At 63.1% G+C, this 17,956-nt stretch carries 15 protein-coding genes and 4 tRNA genes; 11 read left to right on the forward strand and 8 right to left on the reverse strand.

The annotated features are described in order from the left end of the window. The first annotated feature begins 194 nt into the window (after window positions 1-194). From PTE30175_RS16305 to PTE30175_RS16320, 4 genes are all read left to right on the forward strand, one after another. Window positions 195-830: a phosphatidylserine decarboxylase gene (locus tag PTE30175_RS16305; protein ID WP_150698107.1), complete on the forward strand. Its 636-nt coding sequence runs from the start codon at window positions 195-197 to the stop codon at window positions 828-830. Window positions 831-904: 74 nt separating this feature from the next. Next, window positions 905-1,801 carry a CDP-diacylglycerol--serine O-phosphatidyltransferase gene (gene pssA, locus PTE30175_RS16310; protein ID WP_420819650.1) on the forward strand — a complete coding sequence of 299 codons (897 nt, stop codon included), beginning with the start codon at window positions 905-907 and terminating at the stop codon, window positions 1,799-1,801. Window positions 1,802-1,861: 60 nt separating this feature from the next. Next, a complete protein-coding gene (gene lysM / locus PTE30175_RS16315; protein WP_150698109.1) occupies window positions 1,862-2,347 on the forward strand; it encodes a peptidoglycan-binding protein LysM in 486 nt (161 codons plus the stop codon). Window positions 2,348-2,734: 387 nt separating this feature from the next. Then, window positions 2,735-4,279: a 2-isopropylmalate synthase gene (locus PTE30175_RS16320; protein WP_150698110.1), complete on the forward strand. Its 1,545-nt coding sequence runs from the start codon at window positions 2,735-2,737 to the stop codon at window positions 4,277-4,279. A 106-nt stretch (window positions 4,280-4,385) separates the two neighbouring features. On the opposite strand, the gene PTE30175_RS16325 is transcribed toward PTE30175_RS16320, so the two are convergent. Then, a complete protein-coding gene (locus tag PTE30175_RS16325) occupies window positions 4,386-4,931 on the reverse strand; it encodes a hypothetical protein (protein ID WP_150698147.1) in 546 nt (181 codons plus the stop codon). Window positions 4,932-5,104: 173 nt separating this feature from the next. Between PTE30175_RS16325 and PTE30175_RS16330 the strand changes: the two genes are divergently transcribed. The 7 genes from PTE30175_RS16330 to PTE30175_RS16360 all read left to right on the forward strand — a co-directional run bounded on the left by PTE30175_RS16330 (window position 5,105) and on the right by PTE30175_RS16360 (window position 10,218). After that, a complete protein-coding gene (locus PTE30175_RS16330; protein ID WP_150698111.1) occupies window positions 5,105-6,376 on the forward strand; it encodes a branched-chain amino acid ABC transporter substrate-binding protein in 1,272 nt (423 codons plus the stop codon). Window positions 6,377-6,637: 261 nt separating this feature from the next. After that, window positions 6,638-6,907, forward strand: coding sequence for a 30S ribosomal protein S15 (gene rpsO / locus PTE30175_RS16335; protein WP_044456177.1), 270 nt, complete (start codon window positions 6,638-6,640; stop codon window positions 6,905-6,907). Between the two features lie 283 nt (window positions 6,908-7,190). Next, a complete protein-coding gene (gene pnp / locus PTE30175_RS16340; RefSeq protein ID WP_150698112.1) occupies window positions 7,191-9,353 on the forward strand; it encodes a polyribonucleotide nucleotidyltransferase in 2,163 nt (720 codons plus the stop codon). A gap of 178 nt (window positions 9,354-9,531) precedes the next feature. Beyond that, a tRNA-Ala gene (locus PTE30175_RS16345) sits at window positions 9,532-9,607 on the forward strand. Window positions 9,608-9,778: 171 nt separating this feature from the next. Continuing rightward, a tRNA-Glu gene (locus tag PTE30175_RS16350) sits at window positions 9,779-9,854 on the forward strand. Window positions 9,855-9,954: 100 nt separating this feature from the next. Then, window positions 9,955-10,031 (forward strand) — tRNA-Asp (locus PTE30175_RS16355). 110 nt (window positions 10,032-10,141) lie between these two features. Beyond that, window positions 10,142-10,218 (forward strand) — tRNA-Asp (locus PTE30175_RS16360). A 287-nt stretch (window positions 10,219-10,505) separates the two neighbouring features. On the opposite strand, the gene PTE30175_RS16365 is transcribed toward PTE30175_RS16360, so the two are convergent. The 7 genes from PTE30175_RS16365 to PTE30175_RS16395 form a co-directional block, all read right to left on the reverse strand. Then, window positions 10,506-11,861 carry an MATE family efflux transporter gene (locus PTE30175_RS16365; RefSeq protein WP_150698113.1) on the reverse strand — a complete coding sequence of 452 codons (1,356 nt, stop codon included), beginning with the start codon at window positions 11,859-11,861 and terminating at the stop codon, window positions 10,506-10,508. A 3-nt stretch (window positions 11,862-11,864) separates the two neighbouring features. Continuing rightward, on the reverse strand, window positions 11,865-13,595 hold the full coding sequence (locus PTE30175_RS16370) for an ArnT family glycosyltransferase (RefSeq protein WP_150698114.1): 1,731 nt from the start codon (window positions 13,593-13,595) through the stop codon (window positions 11,865-11,867). Window positions 13,596-13,737: 142 nt separating this feature from the next. Then, window positions 13,738-13,998, reverse strand: coding sequence for a type B 50S ribosomal protein L31 (locus PTE30175_RS16375; protein WP_150698115.1), 261 nt, complete (start codon window positions 13,996-13,998; stop codon window positions 13,738-13,740). 165 nt (window positions 13,999-14,163) lie between these two features. Next, a complete protein-coding gene (locus tag PTE30175_RS16380; RefSeq protein WP_150698116.1) occupies window positions 14,164-15,003 on the reverse strand; it encodes a M90 family metallopeptidase in 840 nt (279 codons plus the stop codon). A gap of 115 nt (window positions 15,004-15,118) precedes the next feature. After that, complete coding sequence (locus tag PTE30175_RS16385; protein ID WP_150698117.1) at window positions 15,119-16,690, reverse strand: MFS transporter; 1,572 nt, start codon at window positions 16,688-16,690, stop codon at window positions 15,119-15,121. Then, window positions 16,687-17,181, reverse strand: coding sequence for a MerR family transcriptional regulator (locus tag PTE30175_RS16390; RefSeq protein ID WP_150698118.1), 495 nt, complete (start codon window positions 17,179-17,181; stop codon window positions 16,687-16,689). Before PTE30175_RS16390 ends, PTE30175_RS16385 begins: the two co-directional genes overlap by 4 nt. 107 nt (window positions 17,182-17,288) lie before the next feature. After that, window positions 17,289-17,633: a hypothetical protein gene (locus tag PTE30175_RS16395; protein ID WP_150698119.1), complete on the reverse strand. Its 345-nt coding sequence runs from the start codon at window positions 17,631-17,633 to the stop codon at window positions 17,289-17,291. Between the last annotated feature and the right edge of the window lie 323 nt (window positions 17,634-17,956).

The following is a 17,956-nucleotide window of genomic DNA, read 5'->3' on the forward strand; positions in this document are numbered from 1 at the left end:
TTTTCTTTGCGGGGGCTTTGGGGAAAAAAATGCCGCTCCCATGGCGGCATTGTTACAATGCCGCCACGCCGGGCACTTGCCAGCGGGATGCGTCGCTTTTGCGACGGCATGGCCGCCGGGTAGCGTGACCCTTGCGCCCCGGTTTTGCCGGGGCCCGATTTTCACTGTTTTCGCAAAGGACGCGAGTCATTCGCATGAATTATCCTCACCCGATCATTGCCCGAGAAGGCTGGCCGTTCCTGGCCGGCGCCGTCGCCATTGCGCTGGTGGTCCATTTCCTTGCGGGCGTGCTGTGGGCCGCGCCGCTGTGGGTGATCGCCTTGTTCGTGCTGCAGTTCTTCCGCGATCCGCCGCGCCCCGTGCCGCAACTGGCGGGCGCCGTGCTTTCGCCGGCCGACGGCCGCATCGTCGCCATCGAGACGACGCAGGATCCCTATGCAGGCCGCGAGGCGCTGAAGATCAGCGTGTTCATGAACGTTTTCAACGTCCATTCGAACCGCGCGCCCGTTGACGGCACGGTGACCAAGGTGGAGTATTTCCCTGGACGCTTCTTCAATGCCGATCTCGACAAGGCATCGCTCGAGAACGAGCGCAACGCGCTTGTGATCGACGTGGGCGGCCAGATCGTGACCAGTGTGCAGGTCGCAGGCCTGATCGCGCGCCGCATCCTGTGCTACGTCAAGGCGGGCGATTCGCTCACGCGTGGCCAGCGTTATGGCTTTATCCGCTTCGGCTCGCGCGTGGACGTCTACCTGCCGCTGGGCTCGCGTCCGCGTGTGGCGATCGGCGACAAGGTATCGGCCACGTCCACCATTCTGGCCGAACTGTAATCCGCCCTGCGGTTCCCTACGACATTCCGCCCCGAATCGGGGACTGAGCGCTCAAGCATCGCAAGGAGTCCATGATGCCGGAAAATCATCGGCGCCGGCTGCACGACTTGTTCACGCATTGGCCGGCAGGGCGGATCGACAAGACATCGGACGCGCGTTCCGACCAGACCACGGACCAGCCCATGAGTGAAGAATTCGAGCACGAGGCAGACGAAGCCGTCCCCGTGCCCCGGCGCAAGCGCGGCATTTACCTGCTGCCGAACGCCTTCACGACGGCCGCGCTGTTTTGCGGCTTTTTCTCGATCGTGCAGGCGATGAACAACCGCTTCGAGTACGCGGCGATCGCCATTTTCGTCGCCATGGTGCTTGACGGCATGGACGGCCGCGTCGCCCGCATGACGAACACGCAAAGCGCGTTCGGCGAGCAGTACGACAGCCTGTCCGACATGACGTCGTTCGGCGTGGCCCCCGCGCTCGTCATGTACGAGTGGATCTTGCGCGATATCGGCAAGTGGGGCTGGCTGGCGGCGTTCGTATACGTCGCCGGCGCGGCGCTGCGCCTTGCGCGCTTCAATACGAACATCGCGGTCGTCGACAAGCGCTTCTTCCAGGGACTGGCGAGTCCGGCGGCAGCGGCCCTGGTCGCCGGATTTGTCTGGCTGACGATCGACAACAAGCTGCCCGTCAATGTGTTCTGGATGCCCTGGGTGGCGTTCGGTCTCACGATCTATGCGGGCATGTCGATGGTGTCGAACGCGCCGTTTTACAGCGGCAAGGCGCTCGACGTCCGGCATCGTGTGTCGTTCGGCGTGGTGTTGCTGTTCATGGTCGGGTTCGTGCTGGTGTCGTCGGATCCGCCGCTGGTATTGTTCGGCGTGTTCTGCGCGTATAGTGTGTCGGGTTACGTGCTGTGGGCTGCCCGCGCCGTGAAGGGCCGCCGCTCACGTATCTTCGGTGACGACGACGAGTAGGCCTGTGGGTGCGCCGGCGTCTCGCCATCCGGTTGTTTGGACAACGATGAAGGAGAAAGCATGGGCATTCTGAATTTCATCAAGGAAGCCGGCGAGAAGCTGTTCGCCACTGACGCCAAGGCCGATCCGGCCCCGCCGGAAGGCGTCGACGTCGACGCCGCCAACCGCACGGCGGCCGAAGCCATCGAAACCTACATCAGGAGCATGAATCTCGACGCCACGGGGCTCACCGTGACGTTCGACGGTGCCAGCCGGACCGTGACCGTGTTCGGCGTGGCGCCCGATCAGGAGACGAAGGAAAAAATCGTGCTGTGTTGTGGCAACGTCAAGGGTGTCGAGGCGGTCGAGGACAAATTGTCTGTCAGTACCGCGTCGGCCGAGTCGCAGTACCACACGGTCGAGTCGGGCGATACCCTCTGGAAGGTCGCGGAGAAGGCTTACGGCAACGGCAGTCAGTACCCGGACATTTTCGAGGCCAACAAGCCGATGCTGTCCGATCCGGACAAGATCTACCCGGGGCAGGTCCTGCGTATTCCCGCCGTCTGACGCGGCGGCGTGCGCGCCTGGTGCCGGGTGGGGATGGCTGCGGATAGCGCCGGTGCGATGCCGCCCAAGTGAGTTGCGCCCGTGGTCATTGCCTGGCGGCGGTGATCCGGGCGTCCATGCGCCGATCGTTGCGCATTTTTCCGATTACGTCTATATTGGCGCAATGAACTCAGGTTCCGCCCGCCATATGGGCATTCCCCTCGCATCGCTATTTCTAGCCAGCTCGCACCTACGCGAGCTAGGTCTGCTATCGCGCCCCGCGCGCTGATACCCCCCGGTTTTCTCGCTGGCAGTGCACTCGGTTCCGCGTCCTGACACGCTGTCCCGACCGCATCCGGCAACCCGCGAATACCCGAAAAGTAACCCGAATCCCCACAGGAGAAAGTCATGGCCGACAAATTGATCATATTCGACACGACCTTGCGCGACGGCGAACAGTCGCCGGGCGCATCGATGACGCGCGACGAAAAGATCCGCATCGCTCGCCAACTGGAGCGTTTGCGCGTCGATGTGATCGAAGCCGGTTTCGCGGCGAGCTCGAACGGCGATTTCGAATCGATCAGGGCGATCGCCGGCATTGTCAAGGACAGCACGGTGTGCAGTCTCGCCCGCGCCAACGACCGCGACATCGCGCGCGCCGCCGAAGCGCTGAAGGGCGCCAATTCGTCGCGGATTCACACCTTCATCGCGACGTCGCCGCTTCACATGGAAAAGAAGCTGCGCATGACGCCGGACCAGGTGCTGGAGCAGGCCAGGCTGGCGGTGCGCTACGCTCGCCAGTTCACCGACAACATCGAGTTTTCGCCGGAAGACGGCAGCCGCTCGGACCTGGACTTCTTGTGCCGTGTGCTGGAAGCCGTGATCAGCGAAGGGGCGACAACCATCAACGTGGCCGATACGGTCGGCTACGGGGTGCCGGAGCTTTACGGCCAACTGGTGCGTACGCTGCGTGAACGGGTGCCCAATTCGGACAAGGCGGTCTGGTCCGTGCATTGCCACAACGACCTCGGCATGGCCGTCGCCAATTCGCTCGCCGGCGTCAAGCTGGGCGGTGCGCGCCAGATCGAGTGCACGATCAACGGTCTGGGCGAGCGCGCGGGAAATACCGCGCTCGAAGAAGTCGTCATGGCGCTGAAGACGCGCAAGGACTACTTCGGCCTCGAACTCGGCATCGATACGACGCAAATCGTGCCGGCGTCGAAGCTCGTCTCGCAGATCACCGGTTTCACGGTGCAGCCGAACAAGGCGGTGGTGGGCGCGAACGCCTTCGCGCACGCGTCGGGGATTCACCAGGACGGGGTGTTGAAGGCGCGCGACACGTACGAAATCATGCGTGCGGAAGACGTAGGCTGGACGGCCAACAAGATCGTGCTGGGCAAGCTGTCGGGCCGTAACGCCTTCAAGCAGCGCCTGCAGGAGCTCGGCATCGAGATGGAGTCGGAGTCCGACGTCAACGCTGCGTTCGCTCGCTTCAAGGAGTTGGCGGATCAGAAGGCGGAGATCTTCGACGAGGACATTCTGGCGATCGTCTCCAACGAAGCCCAGGCCGAACGCGGCGAGCATTTCTACTTCGTGTCGCTGTCGCAGCGCTCGGAAACCGGCGAGCGTCCGCACGCGCGCGTCGTCTTCACGGCCGAGGACGCGGAGCATGTCGGCGAAGCGGAGGGCAACGGCCCCGTTGACGCCACGCTCAACGCCATTGAGTCGCAAGTCTCCAGCGGCGCAGAGTTGTTGCTGTATTCCGTCAACGCCATTACGACAGGCACGCAGTCGCAAGGCGAAGTGACGGTGCGGCTGTCGAAGGCCGGCCGTATCGTCAACGGCGTGGGCACCGATCCGGATATCGTCGCGGCCTCGGCCAAGGCGTACCTGTCGGCGCTCAACAAGCTGTTCTCGAAGGCCGAGAAGCTGAACCCGCAACTGACGCCGTAAGCGCGAAGACACCGCGCCGAAGCCGGGCGGATGTGCACCGAGCAAAAGCCCCGCAGTGCGGGGCTTTTGTTTGGCCGCCAAGGCGGGATCAGGGACCCGTCGCCGCTCAGAACAGGCCGTGACTCTCCTTTTGCTTGAGCGGATCGGGGCTGATCTGTGTCATGCGGACAATGCCTTGCGGATCGAAATAGAAATTCATCATCGAATCCCAGGCTTCATCCTGCTTGAAGCGGTACGTCCACGCCTCCCGCTTCATGAGCGGGAAATAGGACGTTTCCACGGGTTTGCCGAAATGGTGAAGGATGTCGTCCTTCGTCCATTTGCCGACTTCGACCTTGGCGAATTCCTGCATCGACAACACCTGCTTGACGCCGACGACGCGGCCTTGCGCGTCGATGTCCGCGGCAATCGTCTGCTGGCCGAACGGCTGGGTCGGGTAAAGCCAGCGGGTGACGCCGCCGCCGAGCGGGTACGTCTCGTGCGGCCGGCCGAGTTTTGACTGGACTTCCGCTTGCGGCGCGTTTGCCGGGATCGTCTGCCAGCCGGGAGTGTAGCATGCGGCAAGGGGCAGGACGCCAAGCAGTGCCGCGGCGAGGGGGAGGGTGCGACGCCAGCTGCGGCGGAATCGGGGGCGGGGCGGCGATGCGGTCATCGTGCGTTGCCTGGACGCGTGCCCCGAAGTGGAGGACGTTGTGCTCATGCGCTGTCTCGAGAGTGGAGGGTTGCCGTGTGGCGGCATGGAAACAGGCCCTATACGTTCCGTTTGCTTGCCCGCCGGTCTGCCAGCACGTTATGATGCGCGCCGGGATAGTCCCTGGGGTACTGATGAAATTTTCCTCGCTGCTGGTCCACGCGTGTGTCACGACAGTTTTGACCGTGAGCGGCGCAATGAGTGCCGCACACGCCGCGCCGCCGATTCGGCTGGCGCTCATCGAAGGCATGAGCGGGCCGTTCGGCAACGCCGGCGCCATGGTCGAGCGTAATCTTCGCTTCGCGATCGAGCGCGTCAACGCGCGTGGCGGCGTGAAGTTGCGAGACGGCGCGCATCCGCTCGAGTTGTCCGTCTTCGACAGTAAGAACGCAGTGGAGGACAGCCTTGTCCAGCTCAAGGCCGCAGGCGATCTCGGCATTCCTTTCGTCATGCAGGGCAACAGTTCGGCCGTGGCGTCGGCGCTGATCGACGCGATCAACAAGCGCAACGCGCGCGAACCCGGGCAGCGTATGCTGTTCTTCAACTATTCGGCGGTTGATCCCACGCTGACGAACGAGCAGTGTAGCTTCTGGCATTTCGCCTTCGACGCCAATGCGGCCATGCGCATGCAGGCATTGACGGAGGCGATCAAGGAGGATGGGGCGATCCGCAAGGTCTATCTGCTCAATCAGGATTACAGCTTCGGCCGTCAGGTCTCGGGTCTCGCGCGGCAGATGCTGACGCAGAAACGCCCCGATATCCAGATCGTTGGCGATCAGTTTCATCCGATCGGCCGGGTCAAGGATTTCGCCCCGTATCTGGCCAAGATAAAGGCCGCGGGCGCCGATACGGTCGTGACGGGGAGCTGGGGCAACGATCTGACGCTACTGGTCAAGGCGGCGCGGGAACAAGGGCTTGAGCTGAAGTTCTACACGTTCTACGGCAACGCCCTCGGCGCGCCGGCGGCGCTGGGCGAGGCCGGTGTCGGCCGCGTGTTTGCGGTCGCCGAATGGCATCCCAATGTCGGCGGCGAGACTTCGGACGGCTTCTATCGCAGTTTCCGGGCCCGTTATCCGGAGGCGAAGGACGATTACCCGCTGCTGCGCATGACCGTAATGGTCGACATGATCGCTGCAGCGCTGGAGCAGGCCGGCACCGTCGACGTCGTGACCGTCGCACGGGCGCTCGAGAACCGCCGGGTGCGTGACGGGCTGGTCGACGCCTGGATGCGTCCCAACGACCATCAGATGATCGAGCCGCTCTACGTTTCCGTCATGCGAAAGGCCGGTGAGGCCGGGGTGAAGTTCGATAATGAAGGCTCCGGCTACGGTTTCCGGACGGCGATGGAGCTCGCGCAGCAGCGCGTGGCGCTTCCGAGCACGTGCCGCATGATGAGGCCGCGCTGACACGTGCGATCGAGCCTGCGGACTGCCCCTGGGGTGCGGGATAGCCGCAGGATTGCGCGAGCCGCCGGGCGGGGCGGGTGAAACCATGGCGTTTTGCCCGGTTTTGCCATATAATCCTGCACTTGCAGTTTTGGTAAGTGCGTCGAAGCCGGCTGACGGTCGAAGTGGTCACATGTGGCCGGCCAGTGGTGTGGCGCATGTTTTTGTAAGTTCACGGCACGGCCTTTCTTCCGTGACCGCATGTTTCCTCAAGGAAAATAAATGTCCAACGCAGATATCAAGAAGTCGGAAGTCGTCGCGCAATTCGCGCGCGCTGCCAACGACACCGGGTCCCCCGAAGTCCAAGTCGCTTTGTTGACCACCCGCATCAACGAACTGACCCCCCACTTCAAGGCGCACATGAAGGATCACCACAGCCGCCGCGGTTTGCTGCGTATGGTGAGCCGCCGCCGCAAGCTGCTCGATTACCTCAAAGGCAAGGATGCTGACCGCTACCGCGCCCTGATCGAGAAGCTGGGCCTGCGTAAGTAAGCCGTCAAGATTGCGACGAGATGCCTGTATCAGCGTGCTGATGCAGGCATTTTGTTTTTTGGGCCAAACCCGAAATTTGCGCGAAATGGCGTGATTTCGGACCACAGGTTACGGGTCCTCGCCGATAAACAGGGTTTGTGTCATTCCAGGGTCGCATGACCCGTTCCGTCGTCCGGACGCGCGGTGTCACGCTGGAATGGCATAACACTCCCCCCTGTGATGCGTCGGGAACGCCCGGCAGCGTCGTCGCGCCGCTGCTGCAATCGCGCGATTCGATATAGGAGTGCAAATGTTCAACAAAGTCGTCAAGTCGTTCCAATGGGGACAAAACACGGTTCGCCTCGAAACCGGTGAAATCGCCCGCCAGGCCTCCGGCGCGGTGCTCGTCGACATGGACGACACGGTGGTGCTGGCCAGCGTCGTGGGCGCGAAGAAGGCCAAGCCCGGCCAGGATTTCTTCCCGCTGACCGTCGACTACCTCGAAAAGACCTACGCCGCCGGCAAGATTCCGGGCGGATTCTTCAAGCGTGAAGGCCGTCCGTCGGAAAACGAAACGCTGACCTCGCGACTGATCGACCGACCGATCCGCCCGCTGTTCCCCGAAGGCTATTACAACGAAGTGCAAGTCGTTGTACAAGTCATCTCGCTGAACCCGGAAGTCCCGGCGGACATCCCGGCGCTGATCGGCGCCTCTGCCGCCCTGGCTGTGTCGGGCCTGCCGTTCAACGGTCCGGTGGGCGCCGCACGTGTGGCCTACATCAACAACGCCTACGTCCTGAACCCGACGCGCGCGCAAATCGCCGAGTCGCAGCTGGACCTCGTGGTCGCCGGTACGGAGCAGGCCGTGCTGATGGTGGAATCGGAAGCGCAAGAGCTGCCGGAAGACGTGATGCTGGGCGCCGTGGTGTTCGGCCACGACCAAATGCAAACGGCCATCAACGCCATTCACGATCTGGTACGTGACGGCGGCAAGCCGGAATGGGACTGGGCCCCGGCGGCGAAGGACGAACCGCTTATCGCCCGCGTGTCGGCCCTGGCCAACGAAGCCCTGAAGGCGGCTTATCAAACCCGCGACAAGCAGGCACGCACGCAGCAGTTGCGTACCGTCTACGCGGATGTGAACGCGAAGCTGGCCGAAGAGGCTGCCGCTGCCGGCACGACGGCGCCGAGCGACATTGACGTCGGCAACATCCTGTTCGATCTGGAAGCCAAGATCGTCCGCGGCCAAATCCTGGCAGGCGAGCCGCGTATCGACGGCCGTGATACGCGTACCGTGCGCCCGATCTCGATCCGCACCGGCGTGCTGCCGCGTGCCCACGGTTCGGCGCTGTTCACCCGCGGCGAAACGCAGGCCCTCGTGGTTGCCACGCTGGGTACCAAGAGCGACGAGCAGATCATCGACGCGCTGCAGGGCGAGTACCGCGACCGCTTCATGCTGCACTACAACATGCCGCCGTTCGCCACGGGCGAGACGGGCCGCGTCGGTTCGCCGAAGCGCCGCGAAATCGGTCACGGCCGTCTGGCCAAGCGTGCACTGATTTCGTGCCTGCCGAGCCAGGAAGAGTTCGGCTACACCATGCGTGTCGTATCGGAAATCACGGAATCGAACGGTTCGTCGTCGATGGCTTCCGTGTGCGGCGGCAGCTTGGCGCTGATGGACGCCGGCGCTCCCATGAAGGCGCACGTGGCGGGTATCGCGATGGGCCTGATCCTCGACGGCAACAAGTTCGCCGTGCTGTCCGACATTCTGGGCGATGAAGATCACCTGGGCGACATGGACTTCAAGGTGGCAGGTACCGCCAATGGTGTGACCGCGCTGCAGATGGACATCAAGATCCAGGGCATCACCAAGGAAATCATGCAGGTCGCGCTGGCGCAGGCCAAGGAAGGCCGTCTGCATATCCTCGGCGAGATGGACAAGGCTCAGTCGGGTGTGCGTACGGAAATGTCCGAATTCGCGCCGCGCATGGTCACCATCAAGATCAACCCGGAAAAGATCCGCGACGTGATCGGCAAGGGTGGTTCGGTGATCCGTGCGTTGACGGAAGAAACCGGCACGAGCATCGACATCTCGGACGACGGCGTCGTGACGATCGCCAGCCCGAGCAGCGAAGGTATCGCCGAAGCGAAGCGCCGTATCGAACTGATCACGGTGGAAGTGGAAGTCAATCAGGTGTACGACGGCACCGTGCTCAAGCTGCTCGAGTTCGGTGCGATCGTGAGCGTGTTGCCGGGCAAGGATGGTCTGCTGCATATCTCGGAAATCGCCAACGAGCGCATCAAGGACATCAACGAGTGGTTGAAGGAAGGCCAGCAGGTGCGAGTGAAGGTGATCCAGCAGGACGACAAGGGCCGTCTGCGCCTGTCGGTCAAGGCGCTATCGGCGGATGAGGCGGCGGGTGCGGCCTTGGTCAAGCGCAGCGAGGCTGATCAGCCGGCACAGTAAGCGTCTGACGCAAAGCGCCTTGGCAAGCAAGGGGCTTTGCTTTGTGACGGAATGGAAGACGGCGAGCCCTGGCTCGCCGTTTTTCATTTGTGCATGGATCGTTGAATTAATGCGGAAAAAATGCGGCAAGGGTATTTACATTTAGAGGGTTTATCTTTAGAATTCACTTCTCTGTTCGGGGGGTATAGCTCAGCTGGGAGAGCGCTTGCATGGCATGCAAGAGGTCAGCGGTTCGATCCCGCTTACCTCCACCACGAATACGGAAGCTTTGTTTTTAAACAGTCTGAATCATGAAAGAATGTTGAAAATAGAGCTTCACAAGTGAAGAAAAGTTGTTTAGAATAGCGTTCTTCGCGAATTGCTGCAGAAATAAAACTGCAGCAGCAGCGAAACGGACAAAAGCTGGACAGCGTTGTGAAGATTTTGTCCCCTTCGTCTAGAGGCCTAGGACATCACCCTTTCACGGTGAGTACAGGGGTTCGAATCCCCTAGGGGACGCCAGGATTTATGCCGGTAGCGAGTCGGTGAAGTTCTGAATAAGCCACGCAGCTTGGTGGCAAAAAAAGCCCGCTAGCAGTTTGCGGGTTTTTTTATCGGTTTTGGAGCGGTAGTTCAGTTGGTTAGAATACCGGCCTGTCACGCCGGGGGTCGCGGGTTCGAGCCCCGTCCGCTCCGCCAAAACCTGAAAAGCCCGGCTGGCCCGGGCTTTTTTATACGCATGACAGCCAAGGGCGGCCAATCGCAGCTGCCCGATCCTGAGGGTGACACGTCAGGGTGGCAAACAGTTTGGAGCGGTAGTTCAGTTGGTTAGAATACCGGCCTGTCACGCCGGGGGTCGCGGGTTCGAGCCCCGTCCGCTCCGCCAAATGAAGCCCAGGCCTTGCGCCTGGGCTTTTTCTTCCCCGGATGTCAGCAGCGTTCGCTGCCGAATCGACACCCATTCCCCGCTTTGATGGATCCGCCGCAACATCGGCGCAAACGCATTGCAAGTCTCAAAATCGGTTTGCGGCAATTTCGCGTGAATATCGAAAAACACGCGAGTTTGCCGCGAGCAATGGCGGGTGGTTTCCCCTGCGGTTAATGGGGCAGTCTCAAGGGGGGCATTCGCGCGCGATACCGCCTGTGAGCCGTGTGCGCGCCCGCCGTCCTGCGTCAATACGCCTGGCGCGTCACCCAGCGAAGATAAGCGAGCAGCCCGGCCGCAGCGACAGCGAGGCTGAGGCTGTTGGCGAACCAGAAGCCCGAGGCGCCCAGAAGGGCGGCAGGGGTCACGCCAAACGTATTGAAGCCAAGCACGTAGCCGCCGCCCAGGCCGACGCCCCAAAGCGAGAGGGCGTAGATAACGGTCGGCACGATGGCGACCTTGTAGGCCCGCAATACGAATACGGCGGTGATCTGGAGCGCGTCGAAGACGTGATAGAACGCAGTAAACGCAAACAGTGGCGCAGCGATGCGAACGATGGCGGGATTTGGCGTGTACATCGCGACCAGCAGCGGCCGCGCGAACCAGATGATCCCTGCGAGTCCGACGGCCAACATCGCCGCAAACTGAATGCCGTGACGGCCGGTGCGGTGCGCGGCCGTATAGTCGCGCGAACCGATCGACTGCGCGGTCAATGTCGCCGTCGCGATCGCAATCGACATCGGCAGCATGTAGACGAACGCACTCAGGTTGGCGGCGATCTGGTGTCCGGCGAGGGTTTCGGCACCCAGGCGTGCGATGAAGATCGCCATGAACGAGAAGGCCGTCACTTCAATCAGGTAGCTCAGGCCCATCGGCACGCCGAGCTTGAGCAGCGCACGAATCGCATGCCAGCGCGGCCAGCAGAATCGTCTGAAGACGCCGAAGGTCTTCAGGAACGGATGACGCGCCATCAGGAGCAAGCCGAGACTGCAGGAGACCCAGTTGATCAGCGTCGTGGCGATCGCGCAGCCGCTGCTGCCGAGGGCTGCGATGTGGAAGCCGAAAATGTCCCCGCCGTAGATCAGCGCGAGATTCAGCGGCACCTTGAGGGCGAGCCCCGTCAACTGGATCGCCATGACGATGCGCGGCCGCGCGACGGCCGTCGACAGCGATGAATACACGCGGAACAGCAGTGCAGCCGGAAGACCCAGTGCGAGAATCCGCAGGTAGGCCGAGGCCCGCGCCTCCAGTTCGGGCGACGCCTCCGAAAGCCGCAGGATGAACTGGGGGTGCAGCAGAAGGGCGCAGCCGGGGATAGCGAGCGCGAGGGCGAGCCACAGGGCTTGGCGCACCGCTTCGCCGATTTCATCCTGGCGGCCGGCGCCGAACAATTGGGCAGCGATAGGCGACAAAGCCACCAGCACCCCCATCAGTCCTACATACACCGTAATGTAGATGGACCCGCCCAGCGCCAGCGATGCCAGGTCGAAGGCGGAAAAGCGGCCGACCATCGCCGTATCCATCACGCCGAAGGCAATGGCGGCCACCTGGCCGATCAGCACTGGCCAGGCGAGGCTGGCGATCCGTTTGACGTCAGGCCACATGCGTCAGCGGCGCGAAGGTTTGCGCCATGGGCGCTCCTGCAGCACATAGAGACGGAATCGTTCATCGCGATCAGCGGCGCGGCGGCCTTCCCACAACAGCCGCCATTCGTACGGCGCCACCGACAGCGGTGCGCCGTAGTCCTGCGTGTCCTGGCGCAGCAGCACATCGCAGTCGTCGTCGGATGTGCCGAAACGCATCTTCCCGAAGTAGGCGAACGACGCGAGCTGCGCGTCGCCGACACGCGCCGTCCGGATGCACTGATAGTCGGGCGGCAGATGCGCGGCGATTTGCGCGGCCACGTCGCGGTAGGTCCGGCCGTAGTTGACCACGGGCAGCCACAGCGTCATCAGCAGGACCCACATGAGCGTTGTGCCGCCGCCGGACAGCACCACACTGCGCCACAACACCTTCGGGCTGCGCGACACGCGCCAAGCCACGAGCGCAACCCAGGCGCCGGTCACGAGGATCGCCGAGATCAACGTGATCCAGCTGAATTCCGGCTTGAAGCCGGGGACGAGGCGGTACAGATTGCGGGTCGTCGAGGCAGGAAAGCCGGTCAGTCCCGCAAGCCAGACGACCCACACGAAGCCGGCGAGCACCGTGAAGCTCAACACCGCGAACCAGTCGATGGCATTGACGGTGCCGCGTTTGAGCGTCGGCAGGCCAAAGGCGGCGACGATCGACAGTGTGGGGAGCAGCAGCATGTACAAGCGGTTGCCCTGGTGAGCCTGCAGCAGCACGAGGACGAAGACCGGCACGGCCAGCGCAATCGGAATCGCAACGTGGGGTGCCCGGCGCAGGCCGCGCCACGTATAGAGCGACCACGCTGCCAGCGGCCAGGCGGGCCAGGCGAACAGGGCGAAATTCTTGGCCGTGTAGGCCAGCGATTCGAAGCTCGGGCCGCTGAAGCTGTCGACGCCGACATCGCCCCATTCGCCGAGCCACTGACGTGCGCCGGGCGCCCATTGCAGCGCGGCGGCGGGCCAACTTGCGGCGATGAGCGCGGCAATCGGCGTGCTGACCACGGCGATCAGGCGTAGGGGCAGCGCGCGGCAAAGCACGGCCGCCGCCAGGCCCGCGATCCACAGCGTCAGGGTGACAAGCGGTGTCGAGGCCAGCGCGAGGCCGCCAATGGCCACACCGAACCAGGCGGCGCCCTGGCGCGGTTTGTCCAGGCTGCGCACGAGGCCGTAAGCGGCCATCGTGACCAGGGTCAGTTGCCCGACGCCGGCGGTCGTTTCATGGCCGCGTTCTGCCAGCCCGAAGCAGGCGAGCAGAATGAGCAGCGCCCCGTCGGCGAGCGTGCGGCCGTAATCGCGGGGTTCGGGCTCGCCGCCGAAGGCGTACTTGAACGGCTGGACCTCCGGCCGGCGGCCAAGCAGATAGGTGCCATACCAGACGAATGTGCATGTTGCGTAGAAGCACAGGCCGGTGACGATGCGCGCGGCGTCGGGGGCGTTCACCCAGCGGTCGAGCAGGCGGATCACGAGGGCGCCCAGCCAGAAAATGAGCGGGCCGTTTTCGAAGGCCGGCTTGCCGGCGATGTTGGGCAGCAGCCAATCGGAGAACTGGCCATGCGCCATGGTCCACATGACGCCGAAGCCGGCGGCGTCTTCGTTCTTCCACGGGTCACGTCCAAACAGCCCGGCCAGAACGTAGATCACGCAAATCGCGATCAGCAGGGATCGCGGTAATGCGCTGGTGGCGGAGGCTGTGATACGAACACGTTTCATGGGGCGCCGGTCGGTGAACTAAGGGAAAACGCGAAAAGACGACAGTATGACAGTAACGCGCGCTGCGAACGCGGAGCGCAGGAACAAAAAAGGGCAGCCGAAGCTGCCCATTTTTTGCTGTCCGGGAGACCCCGGGCAAGACTTACGCGGGGACTTTGCCTGCGCGGTTGCCGAACTTCTGGCGGAACTTCTCGACGCGGCCGGCCGTGTCCATGATCTTTTGCTGACCCGTGTAGAACGAGTGCGATTCCGACGACACTTCGATCTTGGCGAGCGGGTAGGACTTGCCATCCTTCTCGGCCGTTTCCTTGGTCTGGATGGTCGAGCGGGTCACGAACTCGAAGCCGTTCGACATGTCGCGGAACAGGACTTCGCGGTAATTCGGGTGAATGCCTTCTTTCATGATCGTACCTGAGGTTTGTCGGTAGCCAGTTTGCGCGGGACCTTCCCGCTAGCGCCACGGACCACAAGATTCGAGTCCCTGCATCTCGCCACTTGCGACGCGCGCCAACCACTTGCCGGTGAGTAAAACGCGCATTATGCCAGAAAAACAACGGCTTGCGCAATCTCAGCCGTGGCGTTGCTGCGGTGGCGCAAGGGCTGTCGCCGGATCCTGCAGGAAATAGCGGGAAAACAGGTTGTACAACGCCGGATATTCGTTTCGAAACGCCAAAGGCGCGACGAAGAATGCCTCTGCGCAGACCGCGAAGAACTCCGATTCGTGCTCCGCGGCGTACGGGTCGAGCAACGACGTTTCGGCGAATTCCTCCCATTGGGCATCCGGAACATTGGATACATGGTGGCAGAACTCCTCGTAAGCCGGGTCGAACACGGCGCACCACGCGTCCTGATCGAGCTCGCCGTGCAGGCGGCGAAGCAATGGCGGTACGCCGTCCGCCTCACCGTTTTCCATGTCGATCTTGTGCACGAATTCGTGAATCACGACGTTGTACGCCAGTACCGGCTCGCTGGGCTGGACGTCCTGCCACGACAACAGCACCGGGCCGCCTTCCCAGGCTTCGCCGCTGGCTTCCTGCGCGACGTCGTGGACGACGCCGTCTTCATCCTGAACGGTCTTGCGAATCAGGAACTCGCCCGGATACAACACGATGCCGCGCCAGCTTCGATAGAGCGCAATGGGCAGGTGAAGGATGGGCAGACAGGCCTGCGCGGCGACCGATGCGCGCATCGCTTCGGTCAGCGGGAGATTGTGCGCTGTCGAGAAATCCTTGTCGGCCAGGAACTTCGTGGCCAGTTCGCGCAGTTTCGCGCGATCCTCCGGGGAGCGGCGCGCGATGAACGGCAGTTGGTCCAGCACGGCCTGCCAGACGGCATCGTCGATGGCGTGGCGGGCAAGGTGGCGTGTCTCTCGGGCGCGGCGCAGACGGGACCAGACGGTTTTCAGCATGGTTGTGCGGTATGGCGGATGCGGCCCGGCGGGCCGTGGCGTGACCGGGTGCGGCGCGTGTGCCGCTCGCCCTGATTTTAGCGTGAATAGGCCTTGGTCAGGTTTTGGTCTGGCCTTAATTCAGGCGCTGCTGGAGCGCTGCGAATATTCCGCCACACAGCGCCACGATCGCCACGAAATGGAAGCCGTCGATGAACGTGAGGAAGGCGGCTTGCCGCTGGATGATCTGGGCAATCTGCGCCAACGCCGCGCCATGCGCTTGCGAGACTGCGACACCGGCGTGCGTGAGGGCGGCCGTCAGACTGTCGAGCGTTTGGGAAAACGCCGGGTTGAACGGATTCGTGGCCTCGCTGAGCCGCGTGCGGTGCAGGGCGTCGCGATGCTGTTCGAAGGCGACGATTGTCGATACCGCGAACGACCCTGACAACTGGCGCAGGATATTCTTCAGGCGGTATCCGTGAACGAAGCTTTCATGGTCGAACGTCTTGAACGTCAGGTTGGCCACCGGCAGCACGACAAAAATGCCGAACACGCTTTTGAGTGCGAGGATACCGTAGAGTTGGGCCTGTCCGGCGTCGGGCGGCAGGGCGCCGAGCCATACGCACGTCACGATCGTCATCGCGAAGCCGCTGATAATCAGATACTTCTTTTGTGTGATGAACTTCGCGAAGCGAAAGTAGGCGATCAGCAGAAGGACCGTCAGCAACGACGAATACCCGAGCAATTGCCCGGTGTGCTCGATCGTGAAGCCGAAGCCCTGTTCGAAAAGGCGGGGCAGCAGATAGCTTTGTGTGTTTGCAAGGTAGTAATAGAACACAAACAGCAGGAGGCCGACCTGAAACTCGCGTCGGCGCAGCGATTGCAGTTGAATGAACGGTGCTGGATGTTCCCACTGGTGATATGCGAACCAGACTAGCGCGCCGACTGCGGCGGCCGTCAGCAGCGGCAGCCACGGGGTTTGCAGCCAGAGCGAGTAACGCATTTCCTGGAGCACCACCTGCAATCCGCCCATGGCGAGCGCGAAGGCCATGAAGGGCAGGAACGGGTAGCTGCCGCCACCGGTTTGCCGGTCACGCAAGCGGCCGATGTCCGGCACCGAGAACCATGCAAGCGCGGCGAGCATGACGGCCAGCGGTGCGGTGCACAGGAACAGCATCCGCCACGTGTAGCGCGCCACCAGCAGACTGCCGACGAGCGGCGCGGCCGCCATGCAGGTGAACAGCATCAGCGCGAAGGTCTGCACGGCTTTGCCGCGCCGTTCGGCCGGGAAGCTGACTTGGGCGAGGATCCGGCATGCGCTCATCCAGCTGCCTGCGCACGCGCCCTGGAGTGTGCGTGCGACGACGAGCTGCGTGACGCTCTCCGTGGTGCCGGCCACCACGGCGCCACACGCGTACAGTAAGAGCGACACGGTGAGGTAGCGCCGATAGCCGATGCGTTCCACGAGCCATTGTTGCTTGAGGATGGCCAACACGCTCGCGATGCCGTAGGCGGTCGTCATCCACACGAATTCCTTGGGCGAGGCGTCGACGCCCCCGGCGACATACGCCGCGAAATAGACGAGCAGCGCGTTCTCGAAAAACTCCAGTCCCGGAATCAGGCCGATGGCGTAACGATAAGCGTCGAGCCTTACGGGGCGCAGGCCGGGTGAGGGGGCGTTGGCGGGCATCGTGCGCGGGGCGGTCAACGGGCGCTGCGGGACTTCGGTGCGGTCTGGCGGGCGCGCTCGGCCAGCAGGTCGTCGGCCGGCACCCCTCGAAGACGCTGCTCAACGTATTGAAGATCGCGGGTGAGTTGTGCTTCAAGTTTTTCAGCCTCACGCAACTCCTTGCGCACCTGCGCTGTGCGGGCCCGCAGCGTTTCGAGCTGCGACGCCAATGCGGAGTGCACTGCCGTCAGGTCCGACGCGGCCAGACGATTCTTGCCAGGTTCGACGACGACCATCGGCCGTTTCAGCATTTCCGTGATGGCCGTGATCGAGAATCCGAGGGAGCGCATGCGCAGTATGCGGCGGAAGGTGTCGATGTCCGCTGCGGCGTACATCCGATAACGGCCTTCGCTGCGTCCGGGGACCACGAGACCGAGTTCTTCGTAATATTTCAACGTGCGGGCCGTGACGCCGAGTGCCTGCGCCGCCTGACTGACGGTGAGAAGGTTGGGGTCTGACTCGGTGCGCATGATGGATCTCCGCGTGACGCGGATCGCGATGCATGGCGCGATCCCTGGCCGATGGCGCCATTATACACAAACGTGCACGTATACGTACAGGTTGCGGATTTGCTGCATCAGGCTGCCGGGGCCGTTTCCCAGCGGATCGCGCGCACGCCTGCGGTGTCGCCGAGGCGAGTCACAAGATGCACGAGCGCTGCGCGTTGGCCTTGCCCGCAGCGAAGCGTGTACGACAATTCGGCCAAATATCCGCCTGCGCGCGCCGTGGTGACGGGCGCCTGTACCGCGAGACGGCTGCCATGCAGCGATGTGCGAACGAGTTCATCGATCCGGGACGCTTGCGACGTCAACGCGACGACAACGATGCGGTACTGCGGCGGTTGGGGCAGCGATGCCGTCCGGGGCGTGGTGCGCACCCGCGTGCGCCCGAGCAGGGCGGGAAAGAAAGTCTGCAGCGTCATGGTGTCCTCCAGATGCAAGGGCCTGGACGATGTTTGCCGCGGGCACGGCGGCGCTTGCGCGCGGCAGCGTGCCGCCGCGCGTGGCGCGATGGAGCGTCATCGAAAATTCGTCCTGCACGGGACGCGCCTTGGGCGTGTCTACCGGCTGGATGTCGGCGCGGGGGCGGGGGAATACCGCCGCTGTGGCGTGAGGACGATCGTCAGGCGATCGTATCGGCCGGCAGCGGCAGTCGGATCTGACTGCGGGTTACCGGGCCGACGCCAAGCCGGCCAATGCCGATGCTTGCGTTTCGTTGCTGGAGCAACTGCCCACGGAAAACTCC

It is taken from the genome of Pandoraea terrae, assembly GCF_902459695.1.
GTDB lineage: Bacteria > Pseudomonadota > Gammaproteobacteria > Burkholderiales > Burkholderiaceae > Pandoraea > Pandoraea terrae.